This window comes from Streptomyces sp. NPDC085460 (genome assembly GCF_044541975.1).
In the GTDB taxonomy this organism is placed as follows: Bacteria; Actinomycetota; Actinomycetes; order Streptomycetales; family Streptomycetaceae; genus Streptomyces.
In genome coordinates this window covers 86,093-112,129 of the sequence record NZ_JBITTO010000015.1, presented here as the reverse complement: position 1 = coordinate 112,129, position 26,037 = coordinate 86,093, and the positions used below count along the sequence as shown (strand labels likewise).

At 73.7% G+C, this 26,037-nt stretch carries 27 protein-coding genes and 2 pseudogenes; 13 read left to right on the top strand and 16 right to left on the bottom strand.

From position 1 onward, the window contains the following. The first annotated feature begins 87 nt into the window (after window positions 1–87). The 3 genes from ACIGHB_RS30835 to ACIGHB_RS30825 all read left to right on the top strand — a co-directional run bounded on the left by ACIGHB_RS30835 (window position 88) and on the right by ACIGHB_RS30825 (window position 2,262). The gene (locus ACIGHB_RS30835) at window positions 88–948 is read left to right on the top strand and encodes an AraC family transcriptional regulator (protein ID WP_360319487.1); all 861 of its coding nucleotides are present in this window, start codon (window positions 88–90) and stop codon (window positions 946–948) included. Window positions 949–1,159: 211 nt separating this feature from the next. Further along, a complete protein-coding gene (locus ACIGHB_RS30830) occupies window positions 1,160–1,939 on the top strand; it encodes an AzlC family ABC transporter permease (RefSeq protein WP_399917641.1) in 780 nt (259 codons plus the stop codon). Further along, window positions 1,936–2,262: an AzlD domain-containing protein gene (locus tag ACIGHB_RS30825; protein ID WP_360319483.1), complete on the top strand. Its 327-nt coding sequence runs from the start codon at window positions 1,936–1,938 to the stop codon at window positions 2,260–2,262. The genes ACIGHB_RS30830 and ACIGHB_RS30825 overlap by 4 nt, the downstream gene beginning before the upstream one ends. A 54-nt stretch (window positions 2,263–2,316) precedes the next feature. Here ACIGHB_RS30825 and ACIGHB_RS30820 read toward each other — a convergent pair whose 3' ends face one another. After that, the gene (locus ACIGHB_RS30820) at window positions 2,317–3,267 is read right to left on the bottom strand and encodes a hypothetical protein (RefSeq protein WP_399917639.1); all 951 of its coding nucleotides are present in this window, start codon (window positions 3,265–3,267) and stop codon (window positions 2,317–2,319) included. A gap of 79 nt (window positions 3,268–3,346) precedes the next feature. Here ACIGHB_RS30820 and ACIGHB_RS30815 point away from each other — a divergent pair, with 79 nt between their 5' ends. From ACIGHB_RS30815 to recX, 6 genes and pseudogenes are all read left to right on the top strand, one after another. Next, window positions 3,347–3,541, top strand: coding sequence for a DUF3046 domain-containing protein (locus ACIGHB_RS30815; protein WP_360319479.1), 195 nt, complete (start codon window positions 3,347–3,349; stop codon window positions 3,539–3,541). 255 nt (window positions 3,542–3,796) lie between these two features. Beyond that, window positions 3,797–4,933, top strand: coding sequence for an AI-2E family transporter (locus ACIGHB_RS30810; RefSeq protein WP_399917658.1), 1,137 nt, complete (start codon window positions 3,797–3,799; stop codon window positions 4,931–4,933). A gap of 104 nt (window positions 4,934–5,037) precedes the next feature. Next, complete coding sequence (locus tag ACIGHB_RS30805; protein ID WP_399917636.1) at window positions 5,038–5,811, top strand: SGNH/GDSL hydrolase family protein; 774 nt, start codon at window positions 5,038–5,040, stop codon at window positions 5,809–5,811. 266 nt (window positions 5,812–6,077) lie between these two features. After that, window positions 6,078–6,674, top strand: coding sequence for a hypothetical protein (locus ACIGHB_RS30800; protein ID WP_360315189.1), 597 nt, complete (start codon window positions 6,078–6,080; stop codon window positions 6,672–6,674). Between the two features lie 183 nt (window positions 6,675–6,857). Next, a pseudogene (gene recA, locus ACIGHB_RS30795) lies at window positions 6,858–7,817 on the top strand (recombinase RecA); the annotation flags it as partial. 85 nt (window positions 7,818–7,902) lie between these two features. After that, window positions 7,903–8,598, top strand: a pseudogene (recX, locus tag ACIGHB_RS30790) (recombination regulator RecX); the annotation flags it as partial. Between the two features lie 49 nt (window positions 8,599–8,647). Here the strand turns inward: recX and ACIGHB_RS30785 are convergent. The 8 genes from ACIGHB_RS30785 to ACIGHB_RS30750 form a co-directional block, all read right to left on the bottom strand. Next, a complete protein-coding gene (locus ACIGHB_RS30785) occupies window positions 8,648–9,061 on the bottom strand; it encodes a rhodanese-like domain-containing protein (protein ID WP_360315187.1) in 414 nt (137 codons plus the stop codon). Further along, a complete protein-coding gene (locus tag ACIGHB_RS30780; protein ID WP_360315185.1) occupies window positions 9,058–9,633 on the bottom strand; it encodes a cysteine dioxygenase in 576 nt (191 codons plus the stop codon). Before ACIGHB_RS30780 ends, ACIGHB_RS30785 begins: the two co-directional genes overlap by 4 nt. Before the next feature lie 175 nt (window positions 9,634–9,808). Next, window positions 9,809–9,880 carry a putative leader peptide gene (locus ACIGHB_RS30775; protein ID WP_360315197.1) on the bottom strand — a complete coding sequence of 24 codons (72 nt, stop codon included), beginning with the start codon at window positions 9,878–9,880 and terminating at the stop codon, window positions 9,809–9,811. Between the two features lie 47 nt (window positions 9,881–9,927). Continuing rightward, window positions 9,928–11,706, bottom strand: a complete 1,779-nt coding sequence (locus ACIGHB_RS30770; RefSeq protein ID WP_399917633.1) for an FAD-dependent monooxygenase — start codon at window positions 11,704–11,706, stop codon at window positions 9,928–9,930. 326 nt (window positions 11,707–12,032) lie between these two features. After that, window positions 12,033–12,923 carry an amino acid ABC transporter permease gene (locus ACIGHB_RS30765; RefSeq protein ID WP_399917631.1) on the bottom strand — a complete coding sequence of 297 codons (891 nt, stop codon included), beginning with the start codon at window positions 12,921–12,923 and terminating at the stop codon, window positions 12,033–12,035. Further along, window positions 12,920–13,594, bottom strand: a complete 675-nt coding sequence (locus ACIGHB_RS30760; RefSeq protein WP_399917629.1) for an amino acid ABC transporter permease — start codon at window positions 13,592–13,594, stop codon at window positions 12,920–12,922. The genes ACIGHB_RS30765 and ACIGHB_RS30760 overlap by 4 nt, the downstream gene beginning before the upstream one ends. A gap of 119 nt (window positions 13,595–13,713) precedes the next feature. Continuing rightward, window positions 13,714–14,535, bottom strand: a complete 822-nt coding sequence (locus tag ACIGHB_RS30755) for a glutamate ABC transporter substrate-binding protein (RefSeq protein WP_399917627.1) — start codon at window positions 14,533–14,535, stop codon at window positions 13,714–13,716. Window positions 14,536–14,588: 53 nt separating this feature from the next. Next, window positions 14,589–15,374 carry an amino acid ABC transporter ATP-binding protein gene (locus tag ACIGHB_RS30750; protein WP_360315175.1) on the bottom strand — a complete coding sequence of 262 codons (786 nt, stop codon included), beginning with the start codon at window positions 15,372–15,374 and terminating at the stop codon, window positions 14,589–14,591. A gap of 261 nt (window positions 15,375–15,635) precedes the next feature. Between ACIGHB_RS30750 and ACIGHB_RS30745 the strand changes: the two genes are divergently transcribed. Both ACIGHB_RS30745 and ACIGHB_RS30740 read left to right on the top strand, forming a co-directional pair. After that, on the top strand, window positions 15,636–16,364 hold the full coding sequence (locus tag ACIGHB_RS30745; RefSeq protein ID WP_360315173.1) for a response regulator transcription factor: 729 nt from the start codon (window positions 15,636–15,638) through the stop codon (window positions 16,362–16,364). 18 nt (window positions 16,365–16,382) lie between these two features. Next, complete coding sequence (locus tag ACIGHB_RS30740) at window positions 16,383–17,777, top strand: HAMP domain-containing sensor histidine kinase (RefSeq protein WP_360315171.1); 1,395 nt, start codon at window positions 16,383–16,385, stop codon at window positions 17,775–17,777. A 197-nt stretch (window positions 17,778–17,974) separates the two neighbouring features. Here the strand turns inward: ACIGHB_RS30740 and ACIGHB_RS30735 are convergent, their stop codons facing one another. Together ACIGHB_RS30735 and ACIGHB_RS30730 are read right to left on the bottom strand one after the other, a co-directional pair. After that, window positions 17,975–18,973: a TAXI family TRAP transporter solute-binding subunit gene (locus ACIGHB_RS30735; protein WP_399917624.1), complete on the bottom strand. Its 999-nt coding sequence runs from the start codon at window positions 18,971–18,973 to the stop codon at window positions 17,975–17,977. A gap of 309 nt (window positions 18,974–19,282) precedes the next feature. Beyond that, on the bottom strand, window positions 19,283–19,414 hold the full coding sequence (locus ACIGHB_RS30730) for a hypothetical protein (RefSeq protein WP_399917622.1): 132 nt from the start codon (window positions 19,412–19,414) through the stop codon (window positions 19,283–19,285). A 363-nt stretch (window positions 19,415–19,777) separates the two neighbouring features. On the opposite strand from ACIGHB_RS30730, the gene ACIGHB_RS30725 reads away from it, so the two are divergent. Together ACIGHB_RS30725 and ACIGHB_RS30720 are read left to right on the top strand one after the other, a co-directional pair. Then, the gene (locus ACIGHB_RS30725; protein ID WP_360315165.1) at window positions 19,778–19,915 is read left to right on the top strand and encodes a hypothetical protein; all 138 of its coding nucleotides are present in this window, start codon (window positions 19,778–19,780) and stop codon (window positions 19,913–19,915) included. Window positions 19,916–20,001: 86 nt separating this feature from the next. Beyond that, window positions 20,002–21,288 carry a four-carbon acid sugar kinase family protein gene (locus ACIGHB_RS30720; RefSeq protein WP_399917620.1) on the top strand — a complete coding sequence of 429 codons (1,287 nt, stop codon included), beginning with the start codon at window positions 20,002–20,004 and terminating at the stop codon, window positions 21,286–21,288. 24 nt (window positions 21,289–21,312) lie between these two features. Here ACIGHB_RS30720 and ACIGHB_RS30715 read toward each other — a convergent pair whose 3' ends face one another. From ACIGHB_RS30715 to ACIGHB_RS30695, 5 genes are all read right to left on the bottom strand, one after another. Next, window positions 21,313–21,957 carry a response regulator gene (locus tag ACIGHB_RS30715; RefSeq protein ID WP_399917617.1) on the bottom strand — a complete coding sequence of 215 codons (645 nt, stop codon included), beginning with the start codon at window positions 21,955–21,957 and terminating at the stop codon, window positions 21,313–21,315. Next, window positions 21,948–23,123 (bottom strand): sensor histidine kinase, encoded by a 1,176-nt coding sequence (locus ACIGHB_RS30710; RefSeq protein ID WP_399917615.1) that lies wholly within the window; start codon window positions 23,121–23,123, stop codon window positions 21,948–21,950. Before ACIGHB_RS30710 ends, ACIGHB_RS30715 begins: the two co-directional genes overlap by 10 nt. Window positions 23,124–23,298: 175 nt before the next feature. Continuing rightward, window positions 23,299–23,961, bottom strand: coding sequence for a DedA family protein (locus tag ACIGHB_RS30705; RefSeq protein ID WP_399917613.1), 663 nt, complete (start codon window positions 23,959–23,961; stop codon window positions 23,299–23,301). Between the two features lie 139 nt (window positions 23,962–24,100). Continuing rightward, window positions 24,101–24,721, bottom strand: coding sequence for a cysteine hydrolase family protein (locus tag ACIGHB_RS30700; protein ID WP_399917611.1), 621 nt, complete (start codon window positions 24,719–24,721; stop codon window positions 24,101–24,103). Between the two features lie 156 nt (window positions 24,722–24,877). Continuing rightward, the gene (locus tag ACIGHB_RS30695) at window positions 24,878–25,921 is read right to left on the bottom strand and encodes a GlxA family transcriptional regulator (protein WP_399917609.1); all 1,044 of its coding nucleotides are present in this window, start codon (window positions 25,919–25,921) and stop codon (window positions 24,878–24,880) included. Window positions 25,922–26,037 lie beyond the last annotated feature (116 nt).

Sequence of the window (26,037 nt, the reverse complement as noted above, 5' to 3'; positions counted from 1 at the left end):
GGAAAACCCCGCCCCTCGCCGCCGATCCCGTCCTGACCTGTGGACACCCGCTCGGCGTCCCGGCCGGCGTCGGCGCAGAATGGAGGCATGGCGAGGGGCGAGCGGGCACGGTACTGGCAGTACGCCGAGCTGCCGGGGGTCGACCTGCTGCACGCCCACTACATCGAGAAGACGTTCTCCCGGCACACCCACGAGAGCTTCGTCTACGCCGCCATCACCGAGGGCGTCGAGTCGTTCCACTACAAGAACGACCTCGTCCACGCCGGGCCCGGACAGATCGCCCTGGTGAACCCGGACACCCCGCACACCGGCTTCGCGGGCATACCCGAGGGCTGGACCTACCGCACGATCTACCCCGACGCGGAGCTCATCCGCTCCATCGCCGCCGACGTCCTCGCCGTCCGGGGCCCGGTCGGCTTCACCCAGCCCGTCGTCGACGATCCGTACGCCGCCCAGCTCGTCATCGGCGTGCACCGGGCCGCCGAAGAGGGCAACGCGCTCGCCGCGGACAGCCTGCTGCGCCTGGTCACCGCACGGATGCTGCGCAGCCACGGCGGCCGGCTGCGCCCGCTCACGCCCCGCAGCGCGGGAGCCCGGGACGCGGCACGCGCGCGTGCCGTCCTGGAGGAGAGGATGGCCGAGCCGCCCACCCTGGAGCGGCTCGCCGCCGACCTCGGCACCAGCCCGTTCGCCCTGCTGCGCGCCTTCCGCGCCGAGTACGGGATGCCACCGCACACGTGGCTCACCGACGCGCGCGTGCGGCGGGCCCGGCGGCTCCTGGACGGCGGGACACCACCGGCCGAGGCGGCCGTCGCCGTCGGCTTCACGGACCAGCCCCACCTGAACCGGCACTTCACCCGCAGCGTCGGCGTCCCGCCCGGGGCGTACCAGCGGGCCAGGGGCCGGCTGCGCAAGAACGTACAAGACGGGCCGCCGGGCGCTCCGTAACGTCGGGGCCGTGGCAGAACAGACAGCACCCCCCGCCGCGAGGGATATACGTGAGGACCCGCCCACCGGTACGCCGGGGAGCGGCGGAGCCGCGGCTGACAGGGCCGGAGCCCACGGGGCCGGAGCCCACGGGGCCCGCGCCCACGGGGCCCGAGCCGACCGTGCCGCGGTCGACGGGGCCCGAGCCGACCGTGCCGGGGCCGACGGGTCCGTGGTCGGCGGGGCCCGGAAGCCCGACAAGGCCGTGGTCAGGGACGCGCTCGGCGTCGGCGTCGCCGTCGGACTCTCCGGCTTCGCCTTCGGCGTGACCTCGGCGGGCGCAGGACTCACCCTCCTCCAGACCTGCGTACTCAGCCTGCTCGTCTTCACGGGCGCCTCGCAGTTCGCCCTCGTCGGCGCGCTCGCCGGCGGCGGGAACCCGTTCACGGCCGCCGCGGGCGCCTTCTTCCTGGGCACCCGCAACGCCTTCTACGGGCTGCGCCTCTCCCAGCTCCTCGCCCTGCCGAGGGCGGTGAAGCCGGTCGCCGCGCAGTGGGTCATCGACGAGACCACGGCCGTCGCGCTCGCCCAGCCCGACCGCCGCTCCGCCCGGATCGGGTTCACGGTCACCGGGCTCACCCTGTACGTCCTGTGGAACCTCACCACCCTGCTCGGGGCGCTCGGCGCCGAGGCTCTCGGGGACACCGCCGCCTGGGGCCTCGACGCCGCCGGTCCCGCCGTCTTCCTCGCCCTGCTCGCCCCGATGCTGAGGACCACGACCGAGCGGGCCACCGCCGGGATCGCCGTCGTCCTCGGCCTGGGCCTGCTGCCCGTCCTCCCGGCCGGCGTCCCGGTCCTCGTCGCGGCGCTCGCCGCCCCCGCCGTCCTCTGGTTCCAGGGCCGCCGGGCACAGGAACGCGGCAAGGCCACGGACGACGCCCCTCACGACGACGCCCCTCACGACAAGGCCCCCCACGACAAGGCCGCCACGGACTCGGAGGCCGCCCGATGAACGCGCTGAACACCACCCAGGTCTGGATCGCGATCGGCCTCACCGTCGCCGGCTGCTACCTGGTCAAGCTGGCCGGGCTGCTCGTGCCGGCCCAGACGCTGGAGCGGCCGCTGGTGCAGCGGCTCGCCGCGCTCCTCCCGGTCGCCCTGCTCGCGGCGCTCACCGCCCAGCAGACCTTCGCCACGGGCACGGCCCTCGCCCTGGACGCGCGGGCCGCCGGCGTCGGCGCCGCCGCGCTCGCTCTCGTCCTGCGCGCGCCCTTCCTGGTCGTCGTGGGCGCCGCCGTCGCCGTGACCGCGGGGGTACGGGCCCTGGGCGGCTGAACCGCGCGGTCGAGCGCCCCGATCCCGGCCCACGCGCGCGTGGGCCGGCCGGGATCAGTCGTCCAGCGGACGCCCGTACGCCCGCAGGGTGCGGAGGGCCTGGATGGTGACGATCGGCCGCCACTCCAGCTCCGAGCCCGGCGCCCAGGCCCGCCACCGGATCGGCCAGCCGCCGTCCTCGGCCTGCTCGTCCGCGAGAAAGTCCAGCGAGCGGGTCAGCTCCTCGTCGGTGAACCAGCCGCGGGCCAGCGAGTCCGGCACGCGCGCGTAGTCGTGCGGGTAGTGGTGCTCGCCGGGCGCGTACCCGTCGGCCACCGGGTACTCCTCCGGCCGGTCCGGGTCCAGCACGGCGAGCCGCTGGTCGCGCACGAGCCGCCCGAGCCGGTCCGCCGCCGCCTCTGCCCGGGGCCGGTCCGGCGCCGAGTCGAGGAAGGCCACCGCCGCCTGCACCTCGTAGGGGTGGGACTTCTCCAGCGACTCCACCGCCGCCCAGCAGAACTCGGTGGCCCGGAACAGCCAGGCGTGCCAGACCTGGTTGCGGTGGAGCGTGCCGACCACCGGGCCGGTCGACAGCAACTCCCCGGCAGGGTCGTCCGAGACCGGCACGAAGGGTGCCGACGGATAGCCGCGCTGCGAGGGGTGGATCGCCGGCAGCGCGCCCTCGTGCGTGGAGACCGCCGTCAGATAGCGGCAGATCCGCTCCACCCGCAGCCCGCCGCAGCGGCCGATCGAGTCGAGGACCCGCAGCGCGTGGGCGGTGTGCAGCGGCTGGCTGACCGGGCCCCGCAGGTCCGGTTCGAGCCCGTGGCCGTAGCCGCCGTCCTCGTCGAGGTACGCGGTCAGGGCGGCTTCCACCGGGTCCGCGCCGCCGCGCAGGAAGTGGTAGGCGAATCGGCGCTGTTCGAGCACGCGGGCCGTCAGCCAGACGAACCGCTCCGCGCGGGCCAGGGGAGATCCGGGGGCCGCCGGTGGAGCGGGCGGCGAGGAGAGGGGTTTTTCGGCCATGTTCAGACCGTAGGGCGGAACCGCGCGGTGACAAGCCCCGGCGGGCGGGCTGCACTCTTGGGAGCGGGATACTGGGGTCATGCGGTTGACGATTTTCTGGGAGCGGATGGCCGATCACTTCGGCTCCGGGTACGCGGACTCCTTCGCGCGCGACCACGTCCTGTCCGAACTGGGCGGCCGGACCGTGCGCGAGGCGCTGGACGCCGGCTGGGAGGCGAAGGACGTGTGGCGGGTGGTCTGCGCCGCCATGGACGTACCCGCCGACAAGCGCTGAGCGACGTCCGGCGGCGATCCGCCAGGCCCCGGACGGAATGTCAGCCGGGTGCGCGAGACTGACGGGGTGGCCCCGACTGACGACACCGAGAAGACCACCCAGAAGACACCGGCGACGCCCGCCGCGCCGGACGCGGCGCCCGTCGCCGCCCCGAGCGCGGCGCCCGCCGCCGACGCGTCGCCCGGCGTGGCCGCCGCCCCCGGCGGGCAGCCCCCCTCCGGGGGCGCCGTGACCACTGCGGCGGCCGGGGCGCGGATGCCGCGCTGGCTGCCCCGCGCGATGGTCCTCGCGCTCGCCCTCTACGCCTGTTTCCTGCTCGGCGACTGGGCCTTCCACCAGCTCGTCGGCCTGCTCGTCAACATCCTCCTCGCGTTCTTCCTCGCGCTCGCCATCGAACCGGCCGTCGGGCGCATGGCGGCGCGCGGGATGCGCCGGGGGATCGCCACCTTCCTCGTCTTCTTCGGCGTCCTCGCCGTCGGCATCGGCTTCGTCGTGCTGCTCGGCTCGATGCTCGCCGGGCAGATCGTCGACATGGTCGAGAACTTCCCCAAGTACCTCGACTCGGTCATCAACTGGATCAACGAGACCTTCCACACCGAGCTCTCCCGGGTCGAGGTCCAGGACAGCGTGCTCAAGTCGGACTGGCTGCAGAAGTACGTGCAGAACAGCGCCTCCGGGGTCCTCGACGTCTCCGCGACCGTCCTCGGCGGGCTCTTCCGGCTGCTGACGATCTTCCTCTTCGCCTTCTACTTCGCCGCCGACGGGCCCCGCCTCCGCCGGTCGCTCTGCTCCGTCCTGCCGCCCGAGCGCCAGGCCGAGGTGCTGCGCGCCTGGGAAATCGCGGTCGACAAGACCGGCGGCTACCTCTACTCGCGCGGTCTGATGGCCCTCATCTCCGGCGTCGCGCACTTCGTGCTCCTGGAGATCCTGGACGTGCCCTACGCCCCCGCGCTCGCGGTCTGGGTCGGCCTGGTCTCGCAGTTCATCCCGACCATCGGCACCTACCTGGCCGGCGCGCTGCCGATGCTGATCGCCTTCACCGTGAACCCCTGGTACGCGCTGTGGGTGCTCGGCTTCGTCGTGGTCTACCAGCAGTTCGAGAACTACGTCCTCCAGCCGAAGCTCACGTCGAAGACGGTCGACATCCACCCGGCGGTGGCCTTCGGTTCGGTGATCGCGGGCACCGCGCTGCTGGGCGCGGTCGGCGCGCTGATCGCGATCCCGGCCGTGGCGACGCTCCAGGCGTTCCTGGGGGCGTACGTGAAGCGGTACGACGTGACGGACGACCCTCGGGTGCACGGTCACCGGCGGTGCGGCGAGGCCGTCGTGGCACGGCTCCAGAAGGCTCTCCACCACAAGAAGGAGAGCGCGGAGGAGTCCGGGGACGACTGAGCCGGCCGATCGCGCGCAGGCGACGGGCGTCCAGGCCGTCGCCATCCCTCTATACTAAAAAAATTGAATAAGTGGCGAGTGGAGTACGGGAGAGGCGGCCGAGCATGAGCGCGGCGGGATACCGGCGGTACGTGGCACTCGGCGACAGCCAGACCGAGGGCGTCGGGGACGGCGACGACCGGACCGGGCTGCGCGGGTGGGCCGACCGGCTCGCCGAACACCTCGCCCGGACGGAACCCGGCCTCCGGTACGCCAACCTCGCCGTACGCGGCCGCCTGGCCGGCGCGGTGCGCGAGGAGCAGCTCCCCGCGGCCCTCGCGCTCCGGCCCGACCTCGCCACCGTCGTCGCCGGCGTGAACGACCTGCTCCGACCGGGCTTCGACGCCGACGAGACCGCCGGTCACCTGGAAGCCGTCTTCGCGGCCCTGACCGCCCAGGGCGCCCGGGTGGCGACCGTCACCTTCCCCGACGTCGGCCGCATCACCCCGCTGGCGCGCCCCCTCGCGCCCCGCGTCCACGCCCTCAACGACCGGATCCGGGAGGCCGCCCGCCGACACGGTGTGACCGTCGCGGAGACCGCCCACCACGACGTGGTCACCGACCCCCGGCTGTGGAGCGCCGACCGGCTGCACGCCTCGCCGCTCGGGCACGCCCGCATCGCGGCCGCCGTCGCCGAGGCCCTGGCCCTGCCGGGCAGCGACGACGCCTGGACCCGGCCGCTGCCGCCCCGCCCGCTCCCGACGGGCCTGCGCGCCGCCGCGGGAGAGGTCGTCTGGGCGGGATCCTTCCTCGGACCCTGGATCGCGCGCCGCCTGCGCGGCCGCTCCTCCGGTGACGGGCGCGTCGCCAAGCGCCCGGACCTCCTGCCCATCGGGTGAGCGGCCCGGCCCGGGGGAGCGGCACCACGCCCCCGGGACGGTCCGGAGGCGCGACACCCCGCCCCCCGGGGACGGTCCGGGGGCGCGACCCCTGCCCGCTCCGCCGAGAACGCGCCGGCGTGGCCGGGGCCGTACCCCTCCGGTCAACGCGCCGCGTCGGGTTCAGTCGTCTGAAGGTCGTTTCCGGCGATCCGCCGGAAGCCGTCCGATCAGCCTCCTACCGTACGGACTGACCGCGCCGACGCGGTCCGACGAGGAGGAAGCCCGTGCCATCGCCCTGCGACCCCCGCTACGCCCCCGCCGGTGACGTGGACGGCGCGCTCATGGTGATCGACTCCCGGCTCAGGGCCGTCCAGGACGGCAGGACCGGGACCGACCCCGAACAGCAGAAGCTGCTGGACCAGCTCACCGCGTCCCTGGACCTGCAGGGCGTCCACGACCTGCTCGACGGCGCCTGCACGCTCGTCTTCATGTTCATGAAGTGGCTGCGCGGGGTCCACGAGGAGCACGACAAGGACGTCATCGAGTACGTGGTCCCCAGCCTCGTCGCCACACTGCGCATGATGCCCCGCAGCGTCAGCCCCGAGGCGATCCCCACCATGGCCGGCCTGGTGGTCGCGGCGGGCACGGGACTGAGCCCCAGCCTCTGGCGGCGCCAGTACGGGGACTGGACGAAGGAGGAGATGACCGCCCTGGAGGCCACCGCCCTGCTGCTGGCCGAGCACATCAACCGGATCGCCGGTGACCGCGACTTCGCCACCCGCATGATCGGCGAGACGCTCTCCCGCGCCGAGGGGGAGGCGGAGGCGGGGCCGGACGGGGGTCCGGGGCTCGACCCGGGGTGGGACGAGGACGACGAGTAGGGGGTCGCTCCCGTTGTCCGTTCCGGTTGTCCACAGGGAGCGCGTGGCGCGCTTGACACGGAAATCGAACATCCATTCTGATGAAGGTTCCGGCCCTTGGAATCGCGGGCATCTCGGCGAGTTGTCCACAGGTCGGAGAGACGCGGGGGCCCATTGTCAGTGGCAGGGGTTAGCGTCTTTCACATGAAGCGATCGACTCAAGCACCCCGGGTGGAACCCATGGCAGGAACCGACCGCGAGAAGGCGCTCGACGCCGCGCTCGCACAGATTGAACGCCAATTCGGCAAGGGCGCCGTGATGCGCATGGGCGACCGTACCCAGGAGCCGATCGAGGTGATCCCCACCGGCTCGACCGCCCTCGACGTCGCCCTCGGCGTCGGCGGTCTGCCGCGTGGCCGTGTCGTGGAGATCTACGGCCCGGAGTCCTCCGGCAAGACGACCCTGACCCTGCACGCCGTGGCCAACGCGCAGAAGGCCGGCGGACAGGTCGCCTTCGTCGACGCCGAGCACGCCCTCGACCCCGAGTACGCCCGCAAGCTGGGCGTCGACATCGACAACCTCATCCTGTCTCAGCCGGACAACGGCGAGCAGGCCCTTGAGATCGTCGACATGCTGGTCCGCTCCGGCGCCCTCGACCTCATCGTCATCGACTCCGTCGCCGCGCTCGTCCCGCGCGCGGAGATCGAGGGCGAGATGGGCGACTCCCACGTGGGTCTCCAGGCCCGACTGATGAGCCAGGCCCTCCGGAAGATCACCAGCGCCCTCAACCAGTCCAAGACCACCGCGATCTTCATCAACCAGCTCCGCGAGAAGATCGGTGTGATGTTCGGCTCGCCGGAGACCACGACCGGTGGCCGCGCGCTCAAGTTCTACGCCTCGGTGCGCATCGACATCCGCCGCATCGAGACCCTCAAGGACGGCACGGAGGCGGTCGGCAACCGCACCCGCTGCAAGGTCGTGAAGAACAAGGTCGCCCCGCCGTTCAAGCAGGCCGAGTTCGACATCCTCTACGGCCAGGGCATCAGCCGCGAAGGCGGTCTGATCGACATGGGCGTGGAGCACGGCTTCGTCCGCAAGGCCGGTGCCTGGTACACGTACGAGGGCGACCAGCTCGGCCAGGGCAAGGAGAACGCCCGCAACTTCCTGAAGGACAACCCCGACCTCGCCAACGAGATCGAGAGGAAGATCAAGGAGAAGCTCGGCGTCGGCGTCCGGCCCGAGGCGGCGAAGGCCGAGCCGGACACCGAGACGGCGGGCGCGGCGGACCCGGCCGCCACGGACGACGCCAAGGCCGCCCCGGCCACGGCGGTCAAGACCGCCAAGGCGACCAAGGCCACCGCGGCCAAGAGCTGAACCGGTGACCGGTCGCACCGAATGGCCGGGTGACAGCCCCGACTCGTCGAGGGCCGAGAAGGAGCTGTCACCCCAGGATCCGGCTGAGCGGGCGCGGGCGATCTGCCTGCGCCTGCTCACCGGAACCCCCCGCACGCGCAAGCAGCTGGCCGATGCCCTGCGCAAGCGGGGGATCCCCGACGACATCGCCGAGGAGGTCCTCGCCCGCTTCGAGGACGTCGGCCTCATCGACGACGCCGCCTTCGCGGACGCCTGGGTGGAGTCCCGCCACCACGGCAGGGGCCTCGCCCGCCGGGCCCTCGCCCGCGAGCTGCGCACCAAGGGCGTCGACCCCGGCCTCGTGCAGGAGGCCGTCGGTCAGCTGGACTCCGAGCAGGAGGAGGCCACCGCCCGGGAGCTGGTGGCGCGCAAGCTCCGCGCCACCCGCGGTCTCGACCGCGACCGCCGGCTCAGACGGCTCGCCGGCATGCTCGCCCGCAAGGGCTACCCGGAAGGCATGGCCCTGCGGGTGGTCCGCCAGGCACTGGAGGAAGAGGGCGAGTCCACGGACGGCCTGGAGGAGGGCTACTGACCGGCCCTCTGCCCGGAGACGTCGGCGGCTCCCCTGCTCGGGGGCGGTGTCAGGGGGCTGTTCGGCCGGCGGGGAGGAGGACCGGGAGGCCCGCCGCCTTCCATGCCTGGAAGCCGCCGATGAGATCCGTCGCCCGGTGCAGGCCCAGGCGGCGAAGGGACTCCGCGGCCAGCGAGGACGCGTAGCCCTCGTTGCAGAAGACGATCACCCGCAGGTCGTGGCCGGTCGCCCGGGGGGACCGGTGGCTGCCCAGCGGGTCGAGCCGCCACTCCAGTTCGTTGCGCTCCACGACCAGGGCGCCCGGGACCAGTCCGTCCCGTTCGCGCAGGGCCGCGTAGCGGGTGTCGACCAGGAGTGCCGCGCCCGTCTCGTACTCCTCGTGCGCGGTGCGGGCGTCGACCCGGTCGAGGCCGGACCGCACCCGTTCCAGGAGTGCGTCGATGCCGACGTGGTCCTCGCTCACTGCCAGTCCTCCGGACGCTCGACCTGCTCCAGACGGAGGACCGCGCCCGTCCGGCTGAAGCGCCGGATCAGCGGGAGCGGCGGGTAGTAGGCGTGCACCGAGATCGCGTGGGCGTCGGAGGACGAGTTCAGCACCTCGTGGAGGTGGTCGCGGCCGAAGGCGCGGCCGTCGCCCGCGTCCAGCCGGCGGGAGCGGTCGAGGCCCTCGGCCAGCTCCAGGGTCTTCCAGCCGCCCGCCGGGAGGCGGACGGCGAGCGCGTGCTCGGTGAGGCTGCCACGGGCCGTGGCGAAGGCGCCGAAGGACTCGGCGTGGTCGTGCCAGCCGGTGCCGGTGCCGGGCGGCCAGCCGATGAGCCACGCCTCACTGCCACCGGGGCCGTCCAGGCGTACCCAGGTGCGGCCCTCCGGATCGAGCGGCAGGGAGTCGACGAGGGCTTGGTCGGCGGCGGTGCGGCGGGCGAAGTCGAGCAGGTCGGCGGAGGTCGGGGGACCGGGGACCGCCCGGGTGGTGACGGGAGAGGAAACGACGGGAGGGGAAGTGACGGGAGGGGAAGTGACAGAAGTCGCGGGCACGGGTGACCGTCCTGGAGTCGCTGGGGTACGCGCCGCGCCGGGGGACCGGCGGAGAGCCCGCGAGGCACTTGAGGACGCCGAGGCGCCGAGGCCGCCGCTCCGGAAATAGGGATCCGGGGCGGGACGGAGGCGAGGCGGGTGCGGCCGGCGGGCGCGCGAGGGAAGGGAGGCGAGTTCAGAGGGACGGGCGACACACGCAGCCCGCGTAGCGGATCAGGTCCATATGGACCCTCCGCCACAGGCGCACATCGGTGTCGGTCACGTTCCGGAGTACACCACGTGCGCCCTCGTGAATCAATGGACGTCCGCGGTCCGGTCGTGTCCCAGGGACGCGTCCGCGGGTGCCGGGACCTCGGCGGAGACCGCGGCCGGGGGCCGGTTGCCGGTCGACCGACCGCCTTCCGGCGGGGCGTCGGAGCCGTCTGAGTCGTGGGAGCCGTTGGAGTCGTCGGTCGGAACGGTCGTCTCCGGGGCGTTGCCTCGGGCGGCTTCCGCCGCCGCGAGCAGTTCCTCCGGACGTACGCCCGCGAAGGCGGCGACCAGGTGTCCGTCGGGGCGGATCAGCAGGACGGCGTGGGCGGGAGCGCCCGGGTAGGCGTCGGTCACCAGGACCTCGGACTCCACCGGCAGCGCCTCGGCGGCCTCCTCCAGACGGGGCATCAGACCGGCGGTCCGCCAGTGCCGGCGCTCCCACACGCCGGAGCCCGGGGCGACGAGCAGGACCGGGAAGCGGGCCTGTCCGAGGCGGTCCCGGAGCCGTACCGTCGTGTCGTCGGGGGCGGTCACCAGGACGTCCTCGACGGGCGCGCCGAGAGGTGTGCCCACCGGGATCATGCCCTCGCCGAACGGCGCGGCGAGAGGCGAGTGCGGGTACGCCGGGGAGGCGCCGAGCGGCCCCCGGCCCAGGTGGCCGTCGGTCAGCAGGGCGTCGTGGCCGCGCAGCACGCCCGGCAGGTAGGCGCGCAGGCCCCCGCCGCCGCGCAGCACCGGAAGGGCCTGGTCGGCCGCGCGCAGCCGGGCGGCGATCGCCGTGCGGCGCTCGCTCTGGTAGCTGTCGAGGAGCGTGTCCGGGGCGGCGCGGTGCCAGGTGAGGGCGAGTTTCCAGGCCAGGTTGTCGACGTCCCGCAGGCCCTCGTCGAGGCCCTGGGTGCCGATCGCGCCCAGCAGATGGGCCGCGTCCCCGGCGAGCAGCACGCGGTCGACGCGCCAGCGGCGGGCGAGCCGGTGGTGGAGGGTGTGGACACCGGTGTCGAGGAGCTCGTACGGGGGAGTGGTGCCCTCGCACCAGCCGGCCAGGGTCTCGCGGATGCGGGCCACGAGCGCGTCCGGGGTGACGAGTTCGCCGCGCGGAGGCAGGAGCCAGTCGATCCGCCAGACGCCGTCGGGCAGCGCACGGGCGGTGACCTCCTCGCCGACCCCGCGCCACGGCGGCTGACGGTGCAACAAGGACTCGCCGGGCCAGGGGAGTTCGGTGCGGAGGGCGGCGACCGCGTGCCGTTCGACGGCGGTGCGGCCAGGGAAGCGGACGCCGAGGAGCTTGCGGACGGTCGAGCGGGCGCCGTCGCAGCCGACGAGGTGGCTGCCGCGCCACCAGGTGCCGTCCGGGCCGCGGGTGTGCGCGGTGACCCCGGTCCGGTCCTGCTCGACGGCGTCCAGACGGGAGTCGGTGACGAGCCGGACCAGCGGCTCGCGGGCGACGGCGTCGCGCAGACCGCGGGCCAGCGCGTGCTGGGGGATGTGCAGGGGCGCGGCCGGCGCGGCGGGGGCCGCCGGGTCCTCGGACCACTCCTCCGTGCCGCCGAGTCCCAGGTCGAAGGCGACCTGGCGGGTCGGTCGGCGGCGGTGCATCCCGCGCCAGCCGACCCAGCGCAGGCCCTCGTCGCGGACGGTGGCACAGCCGAGCCGTTCGACCAGTCCGGCCGTGTCGGCGCGCAGCACGACGGTCCGCGCCGGCCGCGGGTCCTCCTTGCCGGAGGTCTCGTCGAGGACGACGCTGGGCACGCCCTGCGCGGCGAGCGCGAGGGAGAGCGCGAGGCCGACCGGCCCCGCGCCCACGATGATCACCGGGTCCACGGCGCGGCTCCAAAAGGCCGGAAAGTCATGGGGGCAGCACATCCGAGTGTGGCACGAGCCCGGTGCTTGATCACAGACCGTATGCAACCCAGTCAGGGTGTTTTGCGTCAAGTGACGCCGTGGGAGTGGTGCGGCGGGTCTCGGTCCGGAGCCGTGTCCGGCCGTTCGGAGCGACCTCTCGGGCCCCTTCCGGTCCCACCAGGACCTCCGGCCCCGGCGCTTTCACCGGAGGCAGGCGGTCCGGGGGAAAGCGACGGGGCCGGAAGTGGACGGGCGCGGAACTTGGGGGAAACCGGGCCGGTCGGGGGTGGTGGTCGAGGGGAAGGTCAGACGCTGGCGGAGCCCGCCGCGCCCGCTTCGAGATTCGTGATCGGAGCCACGTCCTTCACGGCGGCCGCCTTGCTGCCCTGGCGCAGCCGCTTCTCAAGGCGGGCGGCGAGGTAGGTGAGGAGGGCGTTGACCACGATGTAGATCAGGGCGATGAAGGTGAAGGCGGCGATCGTGTTGGCGCCGTAGTTGGCCGTGATCTGCCGGTTCTGGCTGAGCAGTTCGCCGAAGCCGAGCATGGCGCCGCCGAGCGCGGTGTCCTTCACGATGACGACGAGCTGGCTGACCAGCGCGGGCAGCATGACCGTGACGGCCTGCGGCAGCAGCACGTACAGCATGGTCTGGCCCTTGCGCATGCCGAGCGCGACGGCCGCGTCGCCCTGGCCCCGGGGGAGCGAGAGGACGCCGGCGCGGACGACCTCGGCGATGACGGACGCGTTGTAGAGGACCAAGCCGGTGACGACCGCGTACAGGGGGCGGAAGTCGGAGCTGACGGGCGTGTAAGCGGCGTACACAGCACTGGCGAACATCATCAGCAGCAGCACCGGGATGGCGCGGAAGAACTCGACGACCGCGCCGACCGGGATGCGTACCCAGCGATGGTCGGAGAGCCGGCCGACGCCCAGGGCCGCGCCGAGCGGCAGCGCGATGAGGATCGAGAGGGCGGCGGCCTTCAGGGTCTCGACCAGGCCGGGCAGGAGGTATGTCGTCCAGACCTGGGAGTCGGTGACGAACGGGCTCCACTTCTCGGCGGCCAGCTGGTTCTTCTCCGCCATGGCGAAGAGCACCCAGTAGGCCACCAGGCCCAGGACGGCGAGGAAGGCGATCGTGTAGAGGACGTTGCGCCGCTTGGCCTTGGGGCCGGGGACGTCGTAGAGGACGGAGCTCATCGCTTCACCGCCAGTCGCTTGGCCGCCCAGCCGAGGACCAGGCCGGTGGGGAGGGTGAGGAGGATGAAGCCGAAGGCGAAGATCCCGAAGATCGTGAAGAGCGCGTCGGCCTCGTTCTCGATCATCGCCTTCATCAGGAACGCGGCCTCGGCGGCGCTGATTGCCGCCGCCACCGTGGTGTTCTTGGTGAGGGCGATGAGGACGTTGGCGAGCGGGGTGATCGCCGCGCGGAACGCCTGGGGGAGGACCACGAGGGTCAGCACCTGGGTGAAGCTCATACCGAGCGCGCGGGCCGCTTCCGCCTGGCCGGAGGGCACCGTGTTGATGCCGGAGCGCAGCGCCTCGCAGACGAAGGTGCCGGTGTACGCGGTGAGGCCGAGGACCGCGAGGCGGAAGCCGATCTCCTCGAAGTCCGCGCCGCCGAGCGTGACCTGGAGCGTCTGGTTGAGGCCGAAGGAGCAGGCCACGATGACCACGGTCAGTGGCGTGTTGCGGACGAGGTTCACGTAGGCGGTGCCGAAGCCGCGCATCAGCGGGACCGGGCTGACCCGCATGGCGACCAGGGCGGTGCCCCAGATCAGCGAGCCGATCGCCGAGTAGAGGGCGAGCTTCGCCGTCACCCAGAAGGCGCCGAGCAGGTCGTACTGCCCGGAATCAAGAAAGTCGAACACGATGCCCCGCGCTCTCCCCTGGTGGTCGGTCGGTGGGACGGCCGGTGCGTCGGCAGCGGCCGATGGTGTCGTGACGGCCGCGCCCGGAAGGGGCGGCCGTCACGACGGTGTGCTGCTCGTCAGCCCGCGATCTTCGGCGCCGGCTCGTTCTTGTAGCCGGACGGGCCGAAGTGCTCCTTCACGAGCTTGTCCCAGGTGCCGTCGGACACCATCTTCTCCAGGGCCTTGTTGATCTTGCCCTTGAGCTCGCTGTCGCCCTTCTTGAGGCCGATGCCGTAGTTCTCGTCGCTCATGGAGAGACCCGCGAGCTTGAACTTGCCCTGGTGCTCCTTCTGCGAGGCGTAGCCCGCGAGGATGGAGGCGTCCGTGGTGAGGGCGTCGACAGCCTTGTTCTCCAGGCCCGTCAGGCACTCCGAGTACCCGCCGAGCTGCTGGAGGTCGGCCTTCGGGGCCAGCTTCTCCTTGACGTTCTGCGCGGAGGTCGAGCCGGTGACCGAGCAGAGCTTCTTGGAGTTGAGGTCCTCGACCTTGGTGATCGAGCTGTCGTCGGCGCGGACCAGCAGGTCCTGGTGGGTCAGGAAGTACGGACCCGCGAAGTCGACCTCCTTCAGGCGCTTCTCGTTGATCGAGTAGCTCGCGACGACGAACTTGACGTCGCCGTTCTTGATGAGGTTCTCGCGCTCGGCCGACGGGGCCTGCTTCCAGTTGATCTTGTCCTCGGCGAAGCCCAGCTCCTTGGCGACGTAACGGGCGACGTCGACGTCGAAGCCGGCGTACGAGCCGTCCGGGGTCTTCAGGCCGAGACCCGGCTGGTCGAACTTGATGCCGATGGTGATCTTGTCGCCGTTGCTGCCGGAGTCCGAGCCGGTGCCGCAGGCGGTGGCGGTCAGGGTGAGGACGACGGCGGCCGCGGCGGCCGCGGAGGCGTTGCGAAGCTTCATGGGTGAACGTCCCTTGGGTAGCGTTGAGTTGCGAAGACTAGGCGTCGACTCGCTCAGTGGTGCAGGATTTTGGAGAGGAAGTCCTTCGCCCGGTCGCTGCGCGGGTTGCTGAAGAACTCCTCGGGGGTGGCCTGTTCGACGATCCTGCCGTCGGCCATGAAGACGACCCGGTCGGCCGCGGAGCGGGCGAAGCCCATCTCGTGCGTCACCACCACCATCGTCATGCCCTCCCGGGCCAGCTGCTGCATGACCTCCAGGACCTCGTTGATCATTTCGGGGTCCAGGGCCGAGGTGGGCTCGTCGAAGAGCATCACCTTCGGGTCCATGGCGAGCGCGCGGGCGATCGCCACACGCTGCTGCTGGCCGCCGGAGAGCTGCGCCGGGTACTTCTCGGCCTGCGCGGCCACGCCCACCCGGTCCAGCAGGGTGCGGGCCTTCGCCTCCGCCGTCTTCTTCTCCGTGCCGCGGACCTTGATCTGACCCAGCATCACGTTCTCGAGCACGGTCTTGTGCGCGAAGAGATTGAAGGACTGGAAGACCATGCCGACGTCGGCCCGCAGCCGGGCCAGCTCCCTGCCCTCCGCGGGCAGCGGCTTCCCGTCGATCGTGATGGTGCCCGCGTCGATCGTCTCCAGGCGGTTGATCGTGCGGCACAGCGTCGACTTGCCGGAACCCGACGGCCCGATGACGACGACGACTTCGCCGCGGCCGATCGTGAGGTCGATGTCCTGCAGCACGTGCAGCGCGCCGAAGTGCTTGTTCACTCCGGACAGGACGACCAGATCCTCCTGGGGCCCGGGGGAGACCTCGTGGTCCTTGGACACTGCCACTCCGCTCATCGGCCTCTTGCTCCGTCCTCCTCGGTTGGGAGGACACTAGAGACACGTCCGGATGACCGTCATCACATCTGAGCGGAAATTGAGGATAACGATAAGGCCACAGGCGGACACCCTGTGTGAAGGTGATCCGCGGCGCCGTACCGGGTGGATAACGGAAGCGGGCGGCCCCCCGGGGGACACTTGACTGTGACGTCGCCGATCGGCGTTCATGAACGTTCATGCCCCGGCCCGGGGCACCCCGGCGAACGAGAGGAGAAGACCATGCGACTGCTGCTCGTCGAGGACGACGACCACGTCGCCGCGGCCCTCTCCGCGATCCTCGCCAAGCACGGCTTCGCCGTCACCCACGCACGCAACGGCGAGGAGGCCCTCCAGGCCGTCCTCCCCACCGCCCAGGGCGAGCGGCCCTCGTACGGCGTGATCCTGCTCGACCTCGGCCTCCCCGACCAGGACGGCTACCAGGTCTGCGCCCGCATCCGGAAGCTCACCGCCACCCCGGTGATCATGGTGACCGCCCGCGGCGACGTGCGCTCCCGGATCCACGGCCTCAATCTCGGCGCCGACGACTACGTCGTCAAGCCCTACGACACCGGCGAACTGCTCGCCCGCATCCACGCCGTCTCCCGGCGCCGCGCCGCCTCGCCCGCCCCGGCCGACGACACCGCGGGCGGTACGGGCTCCGCCGCCGAGGCCGCCGTGCTGCACCTCGGCGCCGTCGCCGTGGAGCTGCCCACCCGCCGCGTCAGCGTCGACGGCGAGCCCGTCGCGCTGACCCGCAAGGAGTTCGACCTGCTCGCCCTCCTCGCCCAGCGGCCCGGGGTCGTCTTCCGCCGCGAACAGATCATCTCCGAGGTCTGGCAGACCAGTTGGGAGGGGACCGGCCGCACCCTGGAGGTGCACGTCGCCTCGCTCCGCTCCAAGCTGCGCATGCCCGCCCTGATCGAGACCGTGCGGGGCGTCGGCTACCGCCTGGTCGCCCCGGCCGCGTAACCCCCCGGCCGCCCGCCCGTGCGCACCCGACTCCTCCCCCTCCTCATCATCCTGATGGCGGGGGTCCTGCTCGCCCTCGGCTTCCCGCTCGCCGCCGCCCTCGCCGCCGCCCAGCAGCAGCGGGTCGTCGTCGACCGCCTCGACGACGCCGCCCGCTTCGCCGCCCTCGCCCAGTTCGTCGGCCCCCCGGCCACCGGAAGCGACGAACGCCGCACCACCCTCAGCGGCGAGCTGGCCAGCTACCACGACGTGTACGACATCCGGGCCGGCGTCTTCTACCGCGACAACCGTGCCATGGCCGCCGCACCCGAGGACTGGATCGTCCCCTACGAGGGCGAGGGCAGACGCGCCTTCAAGGAGGCCCTGCTCGGCCGCCGCAGCCACGACCCGCCGCAGGTCTGGCCCTGGCAGCCGCACGCCCGCCTGGTCATCGCCTCCCCCGTCGTCCGCGACGGGGACGTCGTCGCCGTCGTCGTCACCGACTCGCCGACCGGCGAACTCCGCGCCCGGATCCTCCACGGCTGGCTGGTGATCTTCGCCGGCGAGGCCGCCGCCATGCTCCTCGCCGTCGGCGCCGCCGTACGCCTCACCGGCTGGGTCCTGCGCCCGGTCCGCGTCCTGGACGGCGTCACCCACGACATCGCCACCGGCCGGATGAACTCCCGCGTCGCCGAGGCCGGCGGGCCGCCCGAACTGCGCCGCCTCGCCCGCTCGTTCAACGAGATGGCCGACCACGTCGAGGAATCCCTCGAACAGCAGCGGGCGTTCGTCGCCGACGCCTCCCACCAGCTCCGCAACCCGCTCGCCGCGCTCCTGCTCCGCATCGAGCTGCTCGCCCTCGAACTCCCCGAGGGGAACGAGGAGATCGCCGCCGTACGCACCGAGGGCAAGCGGCTCGCGCGCGTCCTCGACGACCTCCTCGACCTGGCCCTCGCCGAACACGCCGCCGCCGAACTGCGGCTCACCGACGTCGGCGCCCTCACCGCCGAGCGCATCGCCTCCTGGCGGCCGGTCGCCGACGAGAAGGGCGTCCGGCTGGTCGGCGAGTGCGGGGCGGCCACCGGCTGGGCGGACCCCGTGGCCCTGTCCAGCGCGCTCGACGCGGTCGTCGACAACGCGCTCAAGTTCACGCCGGAGGGCGAGCGGGTCACCGTCCGGGTCCTCCCCGGGAAGGACGTGGTGGAGGTCGTCGTCGCCGACCTCGGCCCCGGTCTCACCGAGGAGGAGCTGAGCCGGGTCGGCGACCGCTTCTGGCGCTCCGGACGCCACCAGAACATCAAGGGCTCGGGGCTCGGCCTCTCCATCGCCCGCGTGCTGCTCACCGCCGCCGGCGGCGGCATCGCCTTCGCCCCGAACGAGCCGCACGGGCTGCGGGTGACGGTCACCGTGCCGCGCTACGCACCCGCCGAGTGACGGTACGCGTCGCTGAGTGGGCGTGACGGGGTCGCCGTACCGGTCGGCACGCGGTCGCTACGCGGTCGTCACGTGGTCGCTGAGCGGTCGCCGTACCGGTCGGCACGCGGTCGCTGAGCGGTCGCCGGACCGGTCGTCACGCGGTCAGTACGCGGTCGTCACGCGGTCGCCGTCCGGGGAGGCGGAGCGCGTACGGCTCAGGGCTTGACCGAGCGGTAGTAGCGGCGGGCGCCGTCGTGGAGGGTGAGCGGCTCGGTGTACACGGCGGTCCTGAGGTCCACCAGCTGGGCCGGGTGCACCTGGCGGCCGATGCCGTCCCGGCTGTCGATCACGGAGCGGGTGAACCCCTCCACCAGGTCCGGATCGGTCTCGGCCGTCGTCACCATCAGGTTCGCCACCGCCAGCGTCTCCACCCGCTGCCCGTCCTGGGCGGCCGCGTACGCGTCGGCGGGGATCGTCGCCGAGCGGTAGTGCCGGGTGGACTCGCCCACGTCCCGCAGCGCCTCCACGAGCGCGGCGTCCATCGGAACCAGCCGGACCGGGGTGCGCTCCGACAGCGACTGCACGGCCTGGGTCGGCAGCCCGCCGGACCAGAAGAACGCGTCGAGCTGGCCCTTCTCCAGCATCTCCGGCACCGAGTCGATGCCGACCGGCAGCGCGGTCACGTCCCGGGACGGGGTGAGCCCGGCCGCCGCGAGGACCCGGTCCGCTATCAGCCGCACACCGGACCCGTCCTGGCCGACGCCGACCCGCAGTCCGCTCAGGTCGGCGACGCTCTGGACCGGGGAGCCCTTGCGGACCACGAGCTGTACGTAGTCGTCGTAGAGCCGGGCGCAGCCGCGCAGCCGCTCGAAGCCGGGCCGGCGGTCGCGGATGTACTGCGCCACGGCGTCGGCGGTCGCGACGGTGAAGTCGGCCTCGCCGGAGGCGACCCGGGCCAGGTTCTGCTGGGAGCCCTCGCTGTCCCGCAGGGTGATCGAGACCTCGGGGAGCTCCTTGGCCATGGCCTGCTTGAGCAGCACGCCGTAGCGCTCGTAGACGCCGCTCGGGACGCCGGTGCTGAAGGTGATCGAGCCGCTGGGCGTCGAGGTGCCGAAGGGGGCCAGCCACCACAGCAGCCCCACGCACACCGCGAGCAGCGCGGCCGCGAGCGCGAGGACGCGGCGGCGGGCGGCGCGGGTGAGCGAGGCGAACATGCCTGCGATCCTGCCAGGTGGTCCGCGCCCCTGGCCAGGGCGAGCGGGCGGGGACGGCTGTGATGTGCGCTGTGCCGGGAGCGGGCGGGTGCGGGCGGGTGCGGTGCGTGACGAGGGGTATCGCCCGGTGAGCCCTCTCGTACCGCCCAGTGGGCTCCCCGTCGCTCTGGGTGGCTCCCGGTGGCGGCGAGGCCGCAGGGAGCCACGGAAGGGTCGCCGCTCAGAAGACGGGGGCGGTGGTGGTGCCGTCGCCGAGCTGTCCGTCGGTGTTGCTGCCCGGGGAGTGGGCCTGGCCGGAGGCGCCCCGGCTCAGGACGGCCGGTTGCCCTCGTCGGCGGTCGTGGACGGGTCGAGGGTGAGGGATACGGCGCCGAGCGCGGCGGCCGCCGAAAGCGCGGCGGCGGGGTACGTACGGGTAGGGCCGACGGGGAGGAGGCGCACGCCCCGCCGGCACGAACGCGCCGCCCGCCCGGGACCGCCGGGGACCGCCCGAAACCGCCCCCTGGCCGGGCCGGGCCCACGGTCGGGCGCCCGCCGATCTGCGCGACAAGTGAGACCCCCGGCCGGACGGGGCGGCCACCTTCGCCTTCCGTACGCCGGAACGCGCTCGGCCGAAGTGGTGAGCGGTCCTCCGGAGGTGCGCCGCGCCGTGTGTCCTGTCGTGGCGGCGGGGCCCGTTCGGTTAGCGTCGGAGAGCGCTCGGTGATCTTGAGGGCAGTTCCCCCTGCCCGCCCCTGGCCCTGCCGAGCCGCCAACTCACTTCTGTCCCGCAGGAGTTGGCACATACCCACGCCGGCGGTTCCCGTGTGCCGCCGTACCGGCGCCACCGTCTTCGCCGTCTTCGCCCTCGCCCTCGGGCCGCTGACGGACGCGCCGACCGCCCCGGGGACGCGGGCGGTGAGCGGGAGGTCGCCGCTGGACCGGACGGGCCGCGCGGGGTGAGGGTGGGGGCGGAACACGTACCCCTGGGGCGGACGCACGCACCGCCCCGCCCGCGCTGCCCGTACGACCCGAGGAAGAAGCCGCCGATGCAGCCCGCCCCGCCCGCCCCGCAGCCCGCCCCGCCTGCCACGCAGCCGGTGACCCCGCCCGCCGCGACGCCCGTGACCCCGCCCCGTGTCGCCGTCCTCGCCGACGACCTGACGAGTGCGGCGGACGGGGCGGCGCCCTTCCGCCGGGGCGGGCACCCGGCCCGGATCCTGCTCTCCGGCAGCCCGCTCGCCGGGCACGGGCACGGGCCAGGGTCAGGGCAGAGGCGGGCCGATGAGGAGGCGGGCGCCGATGTCGAGGCCGACGGCGTGCTCGCCGTCGACCTCGGCAGCAGGCTCCTGGACGAGGCCGGGGCCTCGGCCCGCACCCGGGAGGCGGCCCGGGCCCTCTCCGGGGCGGGGCTGCTGCTCAAGACCGTCGACTCGACCCTCCGGGGGCATGTGGCCGCCGAGATCCGCGCCGCGCGGGAGGGCTCGGGGCGGCGGGCGGTCGTGATCGCCCCCGCCTTCCCGGCCGAGGGCCGGACCACCCGGGACGGCGTGCAGTACGTCCGCGGAGTCCGCGTCGACGAGAGCGAGTTCGCCCGCGACCCCGCCCACCCGGTCCGGACCGCCGACCTCGCCCGGATCCTCCCCGAGGCGGTCCTCGTCGACTCGGGCCGTCCGGAGGTCCTGCCCGAACTGCTGCCTCGCGGAGGCGTGTTCGTCTGCTCCGCCGCCACCGACGCGGACCTGGACCGGATCGTCGCCGCCGTCCCCGACCACCGGGCCGTCCTCTGGGTCGGCTCCCCGGGCCTGGCCGCCGCCCTCGCCCGCCGTCACACCCGCCCCGGCGGCGACTCCGACGCAGCAGAGGAACTCCCCTCCGCTGTCCGGCCCTTGGTCGCCGTCGGCAGCGCCAACCCCGCCACCCGCAGACAACTCGCGCTGCTCGCCGGCGAGCGGGGCGCGGTGGCGGCCGTCACCGCCGGGCCGTTGGAAGCGGCCCCCGACGCCGTTCTGCGGATCCTCCACACGCCGCACGAACGACGGGCGGACCCGGCGGAGTTGACCCGCGAGCTCGCCGCGTCCGTGGCGGCCCTGGCCGCCCGCGCGCCCTTCGACGGACTCGTGCTCACCGGCGGCGAGACCGCCGAGGCCGTCCTGCGCGCCCTCGGCGCGCACGGCGTCGACCTCCACGACGAGCCCGAACCCGGCATCGCCCGCGGCACCCTCGCGGGGCCCGGCGCCGCCGCCCGTATCCCGGTCGTCATCAAGGCGGGCGGTTTCGGCGACGACCGCGCCCTCCTCCGCCTCCACGCCCTGCTCACCCGACACCCCGGCTGACGGCCGGCGCGGGCGAGCCGGAGGTCACGCCTCCAGATACCGCAGCACCGCGAGGATCCGGGGGCTGTGGCCCTCGGTCCCGCGCAGCTCCAGCTTGTCGAAGACGGCGTTGAGGTGCTTCTCCACCGCGCTCAGGGACAGGTGCAGCCGCCGCGCGATCGCCGTGTTCGTGTACCCCTCCGCGAGCACCTGGAGCACCTCGCGCTCGCGCGGGGTCAGCCGGGCCAGCGGATCGGCGTGCGCGCTGCGGACCACCAGCTGCCGTACGACCTCCGGGTCGATAGCCGCCCCGCCCGCGTGGATCCGCTCCAGCGCGTCCAGGAACTCCTCGACCTGCGCCACACGGTCCTTCAGCAGATAGCCGACCCGCTCCGCGCCGGACGCGAGCAGCCGGGCCGCGTAGCTCCGCTCGACGTGCTGCGACAGGACCAGGACGCCCGTCCCCGGCAGCCGTTCGCGGATCTCGACCGCGGCCCGCAGCCCCTCGTCGGTGTGGGTCGGCGGCATCCGGATGTCCACGACGACCACGTCCGGGCGGCGCTCCTCCGCCTCGGCGACCAGCGTCACCGCGTCGCCGAACGCCCCGACGACCTCGTGCCCCTCCTCCGCGAGCAGACGGGCCAGGCCCTCCCGCAGCAGGGTCGAGTCCTCGGCCAGGATCACACGCACGGCAGCTCCGCGACGATGGTGGTGGGTCCCCCGAGGGGGCTGTCGATCCGCAGGACGCCGTCGAGCGCGGCGACCCGCCCGCGCAGCCCGGTCAGGCCGCTGCCCGCCGGATCCGCGCCGCCCCGGCCATCGTCCTCGATCCGCACGGTCAGCGGGGAACCGGGTGCCCCCGCGACCCGCACCGTGACGGCCGAGGCGGCCGCGTGCTTGGCCGCGTTGGTGACCGCCTCGGAGACGACGAAGTACGCGGCCGTCTCCACGGGGCGGGGCAGCGGCCCCGTCACCTCGTACGCGATCCGCAGCGGCAGCGCGCACCGCTGGGCGACCCCGCCGAGCGCCTCCTCGAGCCCGAGGCTGTCCAGCGCCGACGGGTAGACCCGCCAGGCCACCTCGCGGAGTTCGGCCAGCACCTCCGCCGCCTCCCGGTGCGCCTGGTCGAGCAGCCCGGCCGCCCGCTCCGGGTCCCGCGCGCCACCCCGGCGCGCCCGCCCGATGAGCATCGCGAGCGCCACGAGCCGCTGCTGCACGCCGTCGTGGAGGTCCCGCTCGATCCGCCGCCGCTCCACGTCCACCGCCCGCACGACGGCCGCCCGGCTCACCGCGAGCTCGTCGATCCGGCGCCGCAGCAGCTCCCGCTCCGACGGCCCGAAGCGCTCCCCGGCCAGCCGGGCGTCGAGCGCGGCCAGCGCGGAGAGCCCCTGGAGGCAGAGGAACAACAGGACACCCCCGAGGACGAGTTGGGTCAGCAGCTCCGCCGTCCCGATCGTCCCGCGTACCACCCCGCCGGCCAGCAGCGCCGCGAGCACCAGACCGAAGCCGAGCAGCGCCAGGACGACCCCGCACACGAGCCCCGACCAGGAACGCGCCGCCAGGTACCGGACCGCGTCCGCGTCCCCGCGCCCGTCCTCGCCCTCGTACCCCTCGGGAAAGCGGTCGCCGAAGAGGCGGGTCCGCCGCCTCCGCTCCAGCGCCCCGAGCCGCCGGGCACCGGAACCGAGGAGCCGGAGGGCGTACGACCGCGTGCGCGGCCACAACAGGAAGGCACCGAGCGGCACCCCAGCGAGGACCAGGTACGCCAGTCCGACCGGCGCCGTCAGGCATCCGGCGAGCACCCCCGCGGCCCGCCGGACCCGCTCCTCGACTCCCGCACTCCCGACCCCCTGCACGGTGTCCACCCTAGGGCGTGTCTGACCATTCCCGTCGGGTCCGGCCCGCCCGGCACGCACGCTCGCCGCACGGCCGAAACGCCCGAGTAGCTCCGCTACAAGGGCGCCCCGGCCGCACGCCGATCGCACGCACCGGACGACCCGGCCTGATCCGACGCCAATGGTCAGACACGCCCTAGGACCGCCGGTGACGGGCCTCTGCCCCGCGGCTCCGGAGCCGTACCGTCAGCCAGGTCGCGCCGGCCGCGAGGACCAGGGCGACGACGGCCTTGGAGGCCACGCCCACGTACGCCTCGACCAGCTCCCAGCGGTCGCCGAGGGCGTAACCGGCGAGGACGAGGACGCTGTTCCAGACGAGGCTGCCCACGGTGGTGAGCAGGAGGAAGAGGGGGACGGGCATCCGCTCCACCCCGGCGGGCACCGAGATCAGACTGCGGAAGATCGGCACCATCCGCCCCAGGAGCACCGCCTTCGTGCCGTGCCGCCGGAACCACGCCTCCGTCCGCTCCAGGTCCGCGACCTTCACCAGCGGCAGCCGCGCCCACAGCGCGTGCATCCGCTCCCGCCCGAAGAGCGCCCCGATCCCGTACAGGGCGAGCGCGCCCACCACCGAGCCGAGCGTCGTCCAGACCAGGGCGGCGGAGAGGCTCAGCACGCCCTGCCCGGCGGCGAAGCCGGTCAGCGGCAGGATCACCTCGCTCGGCAGCGGCGGGAACAGGTTCTCCAGGGCGATGGCGAGCCCCGCGCCCGGCCCGCCGAGCGTGTCGACGAGGCCGGCCGCCCAGCCGGCGATGCCGCCGGCGGGTTCCTGCGCGAGAGCGGTCGGGAACGGCGTCATGAGCCCTCCAGGTCTCGGAAGAGGCCGCCCGGCGGACCCGCAGGACGACTCTCCAAGGCTAGAAACCGCAGTTCGCGGCCGGTATGCGCGTTCCCGCCCGGTCCCCCTGCGGAAAACCGCAGGGGGGTGGGCGCGGCGATCAGACCGTCAGATCCGCCGCCGTCGGCACGACGACCGCGAAGACGTCGGTCAGGCCGGTCAGCGCGGCCCGCTTCAGCTCGGCGGCGGGCACGACCGTGCCGTCCGGCGCGGTGAGCGCCCGGGTCGCGGTGGCCTCGGCCACCACGGTCGGCCGGTAGCCCAGGTTGAACGCGGCCTGGGCCGTGTAGTTCACGCACATGTGGGTCATGAAGCCGGCCAGCACCAGGTCCTTCCCGCTGCCCGCCGCGAAGCCGAGGCCCGTGAGGACCTTCTCCAGGTCGGTGGCGTGGAAGGCGTTCGGGAAGTTCTTCACCACGACGTGCTCGCCCTCGGCCGGGGCCACCTCGTCGCTGAGCGCGCCGATCGGCGCGCTGATGTCGTACGGGGACCCCTCGCCGCTGTCGTGCTGGATGTGGACGACGGGGGCGCCCGCCTCCCGGGCCCGGGCGAGGAGCCGCGCCGCCTCGGCGACGGCCTCCTCCGCGCCCTCCAGGGCCATCACGCCGGACCGGTAGGTGTTCTGGATGTCGATGAGGACCAGGGCCGCCTCGGAGAGCCGGGCCGGCTCGTCGGACAGCCCGGAGAGGGAACGCAGGGGGGTGGAGGGAGTGGTGCTCATTTCTTGACCTTTCATGAGGAAACGGGCGAGGGATGGGCGCGGCGAAGCGGCCCGCCCCGCGGAGAGGAACTTCGGAGAGGGATGAAGCTTCGGAGAGGAATGGAGCTTCGGAGAGGTGAGGAGCTTCGGGGAGGTGAGGAGCGGCGGGGGACCGGGTCAGCCCGCGCCCGTGCGGAACCGGCGGCGATAGGCCGCCGGCGTGGTCGCGAGCTGCCGGCGGAAGGCCCGGTGCAGGGTCTCCACCGAGCCGAGGCCCGCCCGCGCGGCCACGTCGGCGAGCGGCGCGTCCGAGGTCTCCAGATGGCGCCGGGCCACCTCGATCCGTGCCGCCTCCACGTACGCGGCGGGGCTCGACCCCGTCTCCTGCGCGAAGACCCGGGCGAAGTGCCGCTCGCTGAGACACATCCGGCCGGCGAGCCGCTCCGCGGACAGGTCCTCGTCGAGGTGGTCCGCGATCCAGAGCCGCAGCTCGTCGATGTCCCGCCGGCCGGCCGCCGGGCGGCTCAGCGGCACCGAGAACTGGCTCTGGCCGCCCTGCCGCTTCAGGTACATCACGAGCTGCCGGGCCACCGCGAGCGCGGTCTCCTCGCCCAGGTCCTCCGCCACCAGGGCGAGGGAGAGGTCGAGGCAGGCGCTGATCCCGGCGCCCGTCCAGAGCCTGCCCCGGTCCGTCCGTACGAAGATCGGATCGGGGTCGACGGCGACCTCGGGGTGGTCGGCGGCCAGCTGCGCGGCCGTCGACCAGTGCGTCGTCGCGGTCTTCCCGTCGAGGAGACCGGCCGCCGCCAGGACGTGCGCGCCGACGCAGACCGACGCCACGCGGCGGGCGTGCGGGGCGGTCTCCCGCACCCACCGCACCACCTCCGGGTCGAGCCGGGCCGCGACCCCGCCGCCGGGAGCCGGATCCACCGCCCCCGGCACCAGCAGGGTGTCCACGTCCGCGCCGACCTGGTCGAAGCCGAGGTCCGCGACGAGCCGCACCCCCGCGGAGGTCCGCACCTCCCCGGCGCCCCGGGGCGCGGCCAGCCGCACCCGGTAGCGGGCATGGCCGCCCGCCTCCCGGTTGGCCAGCGCGAAGACCTCGGCCGGCCCGGTGACGTCGAGCAGGTCCACGTCGGGGAAGACGGCGACGACGACCCGGTGGACGGGGTGCTCCCCGCCCTGGCCTCCGGCCGCCGCCTCGCTCCGTGTATCGGACATGCCCCCACCTTCGCCCGCCCCGCCCCATGACGGCAATGACGATTCCCTGTCACATCCGGACACGGACGCGGCGGACCGCCCCACCGCGGACGGAGCACCCGGCTTCCGGCCGGGAG

Excerpts from the sequence above, each read along its gene's own strand:
- ACIGHB_RS30835 (WP_360319487.1), top strand. The coding sequence starts at position 88 with ATGGCGAGGGGCGAGCGGGCACGGTACTGGCAGTACGCCGAGCTGCCG.
- ACIGHB_RS30825 (WP_360319483.1), top strand. The coding sequence starts at position 1,936 with ATGAACGCGCTGAACACCACCCAGGTCTGGATCGCGATCGGCCTCACC.
- ACIGHB_RS30820 (WP_399917639.1), bottom strand. The coding sequence starts at position 3,267 with ATGGCCGAAAAACCCCTCTCCTCGCCGCCCGCTCCACCGGCGGCCCCC.
- ACIGHB_RS30815 (WP_360319479.1), top strand. The coding sequence starts at position 3,347 with ATGCGGTTGACGATTTTCTGGGAGCGGATGGCCGATCACTTCGGCTCC.
- ACIGHB_RS30810 (WP_399917658.1), top strand. The coding sequence starts at position 3,797 with ATGCCGCGCTGGCTGCCCCGCGCGATGGTCCTCGCGCTCGCCCTCTAC.
- ACIGHB_RS30805 (WP_399917636.1), top strand. The coding sequence starts at position 5,038 with ATGAGCGCGGCGGGATACCGGCGGTACGTGGCACTCGGCGACAGCCAG.
- ACIGHB_RS30765 (WP_399917631.1), bottom strand. The coding sequence starts at position 12,923 with ATGAGCTCCGTCCTCTACGACGTCCCCGGCCCCAAGGCCAAGCGGCGC.
- ACIGHB_RS30755 (WP_399917627.1), bottom strand. The coding sequence starts at position 14,535 with ATGAAGCTTCGCAACGCCTCCGCGGCCGCCGCGGCCGCCGTCGTCCTC.
- ACIGHB_RS30750 (WP_360315175.1), bottom strand. The coding sequence starts at position 15,374 with ATGAGCGGAGTGGCAGTGTCCAAGGACCACGAGGTCTCCCCCGGGCCC.
- ACIGHB_RS30745 (WP_360315173.1), top strand. The coding sequence starts at position 15,636 with ATGCGACTGCTGCTCGTCGAGGACGACGACCACGTCGCCGCGGCCCTC.
- ACIGHB_RS30735 (WP_399917624.1), bottom strand. The coding sequence starts at position 18,973 with ATGTTCGCCTCGCTCACCCGCGCCGCCCGCCGCCGCGTCCTCGCGCTC.
- ACIGHB_RS30720 (WP_399917620.1), top strand. The coding sequence starts at position 20,002 with ATGCAGCCCGCCCCGCCCGCCCCGCAGCCCGCCCCGCCTGCCACGCAG.
- ACIGHB_RS30705 (WP_399917613.1), bottom strand. The coding sequence starts at position 23,961 with ATGACGCCGTTCCCGACCGCTCTCGCGCAGGAACCCGCCGGCGGCATC.
- ACIGHB_RS30700 (WP_399917611.1), bottom strand. The coding sequence starts at position 24,721 with ATGAGCACCACTCCCTCCACCCCCCTGCGTTCCCTCTCCGGGCTGTCC.
- ACIGHB_RS30695 (WP_399917609.1), bottom strand. The coding sequence starts at position 25,921 with ATGTCCGATACACGGAGCGAGGCGGCGGCCGGAGGCCAGGGCGGGGAG.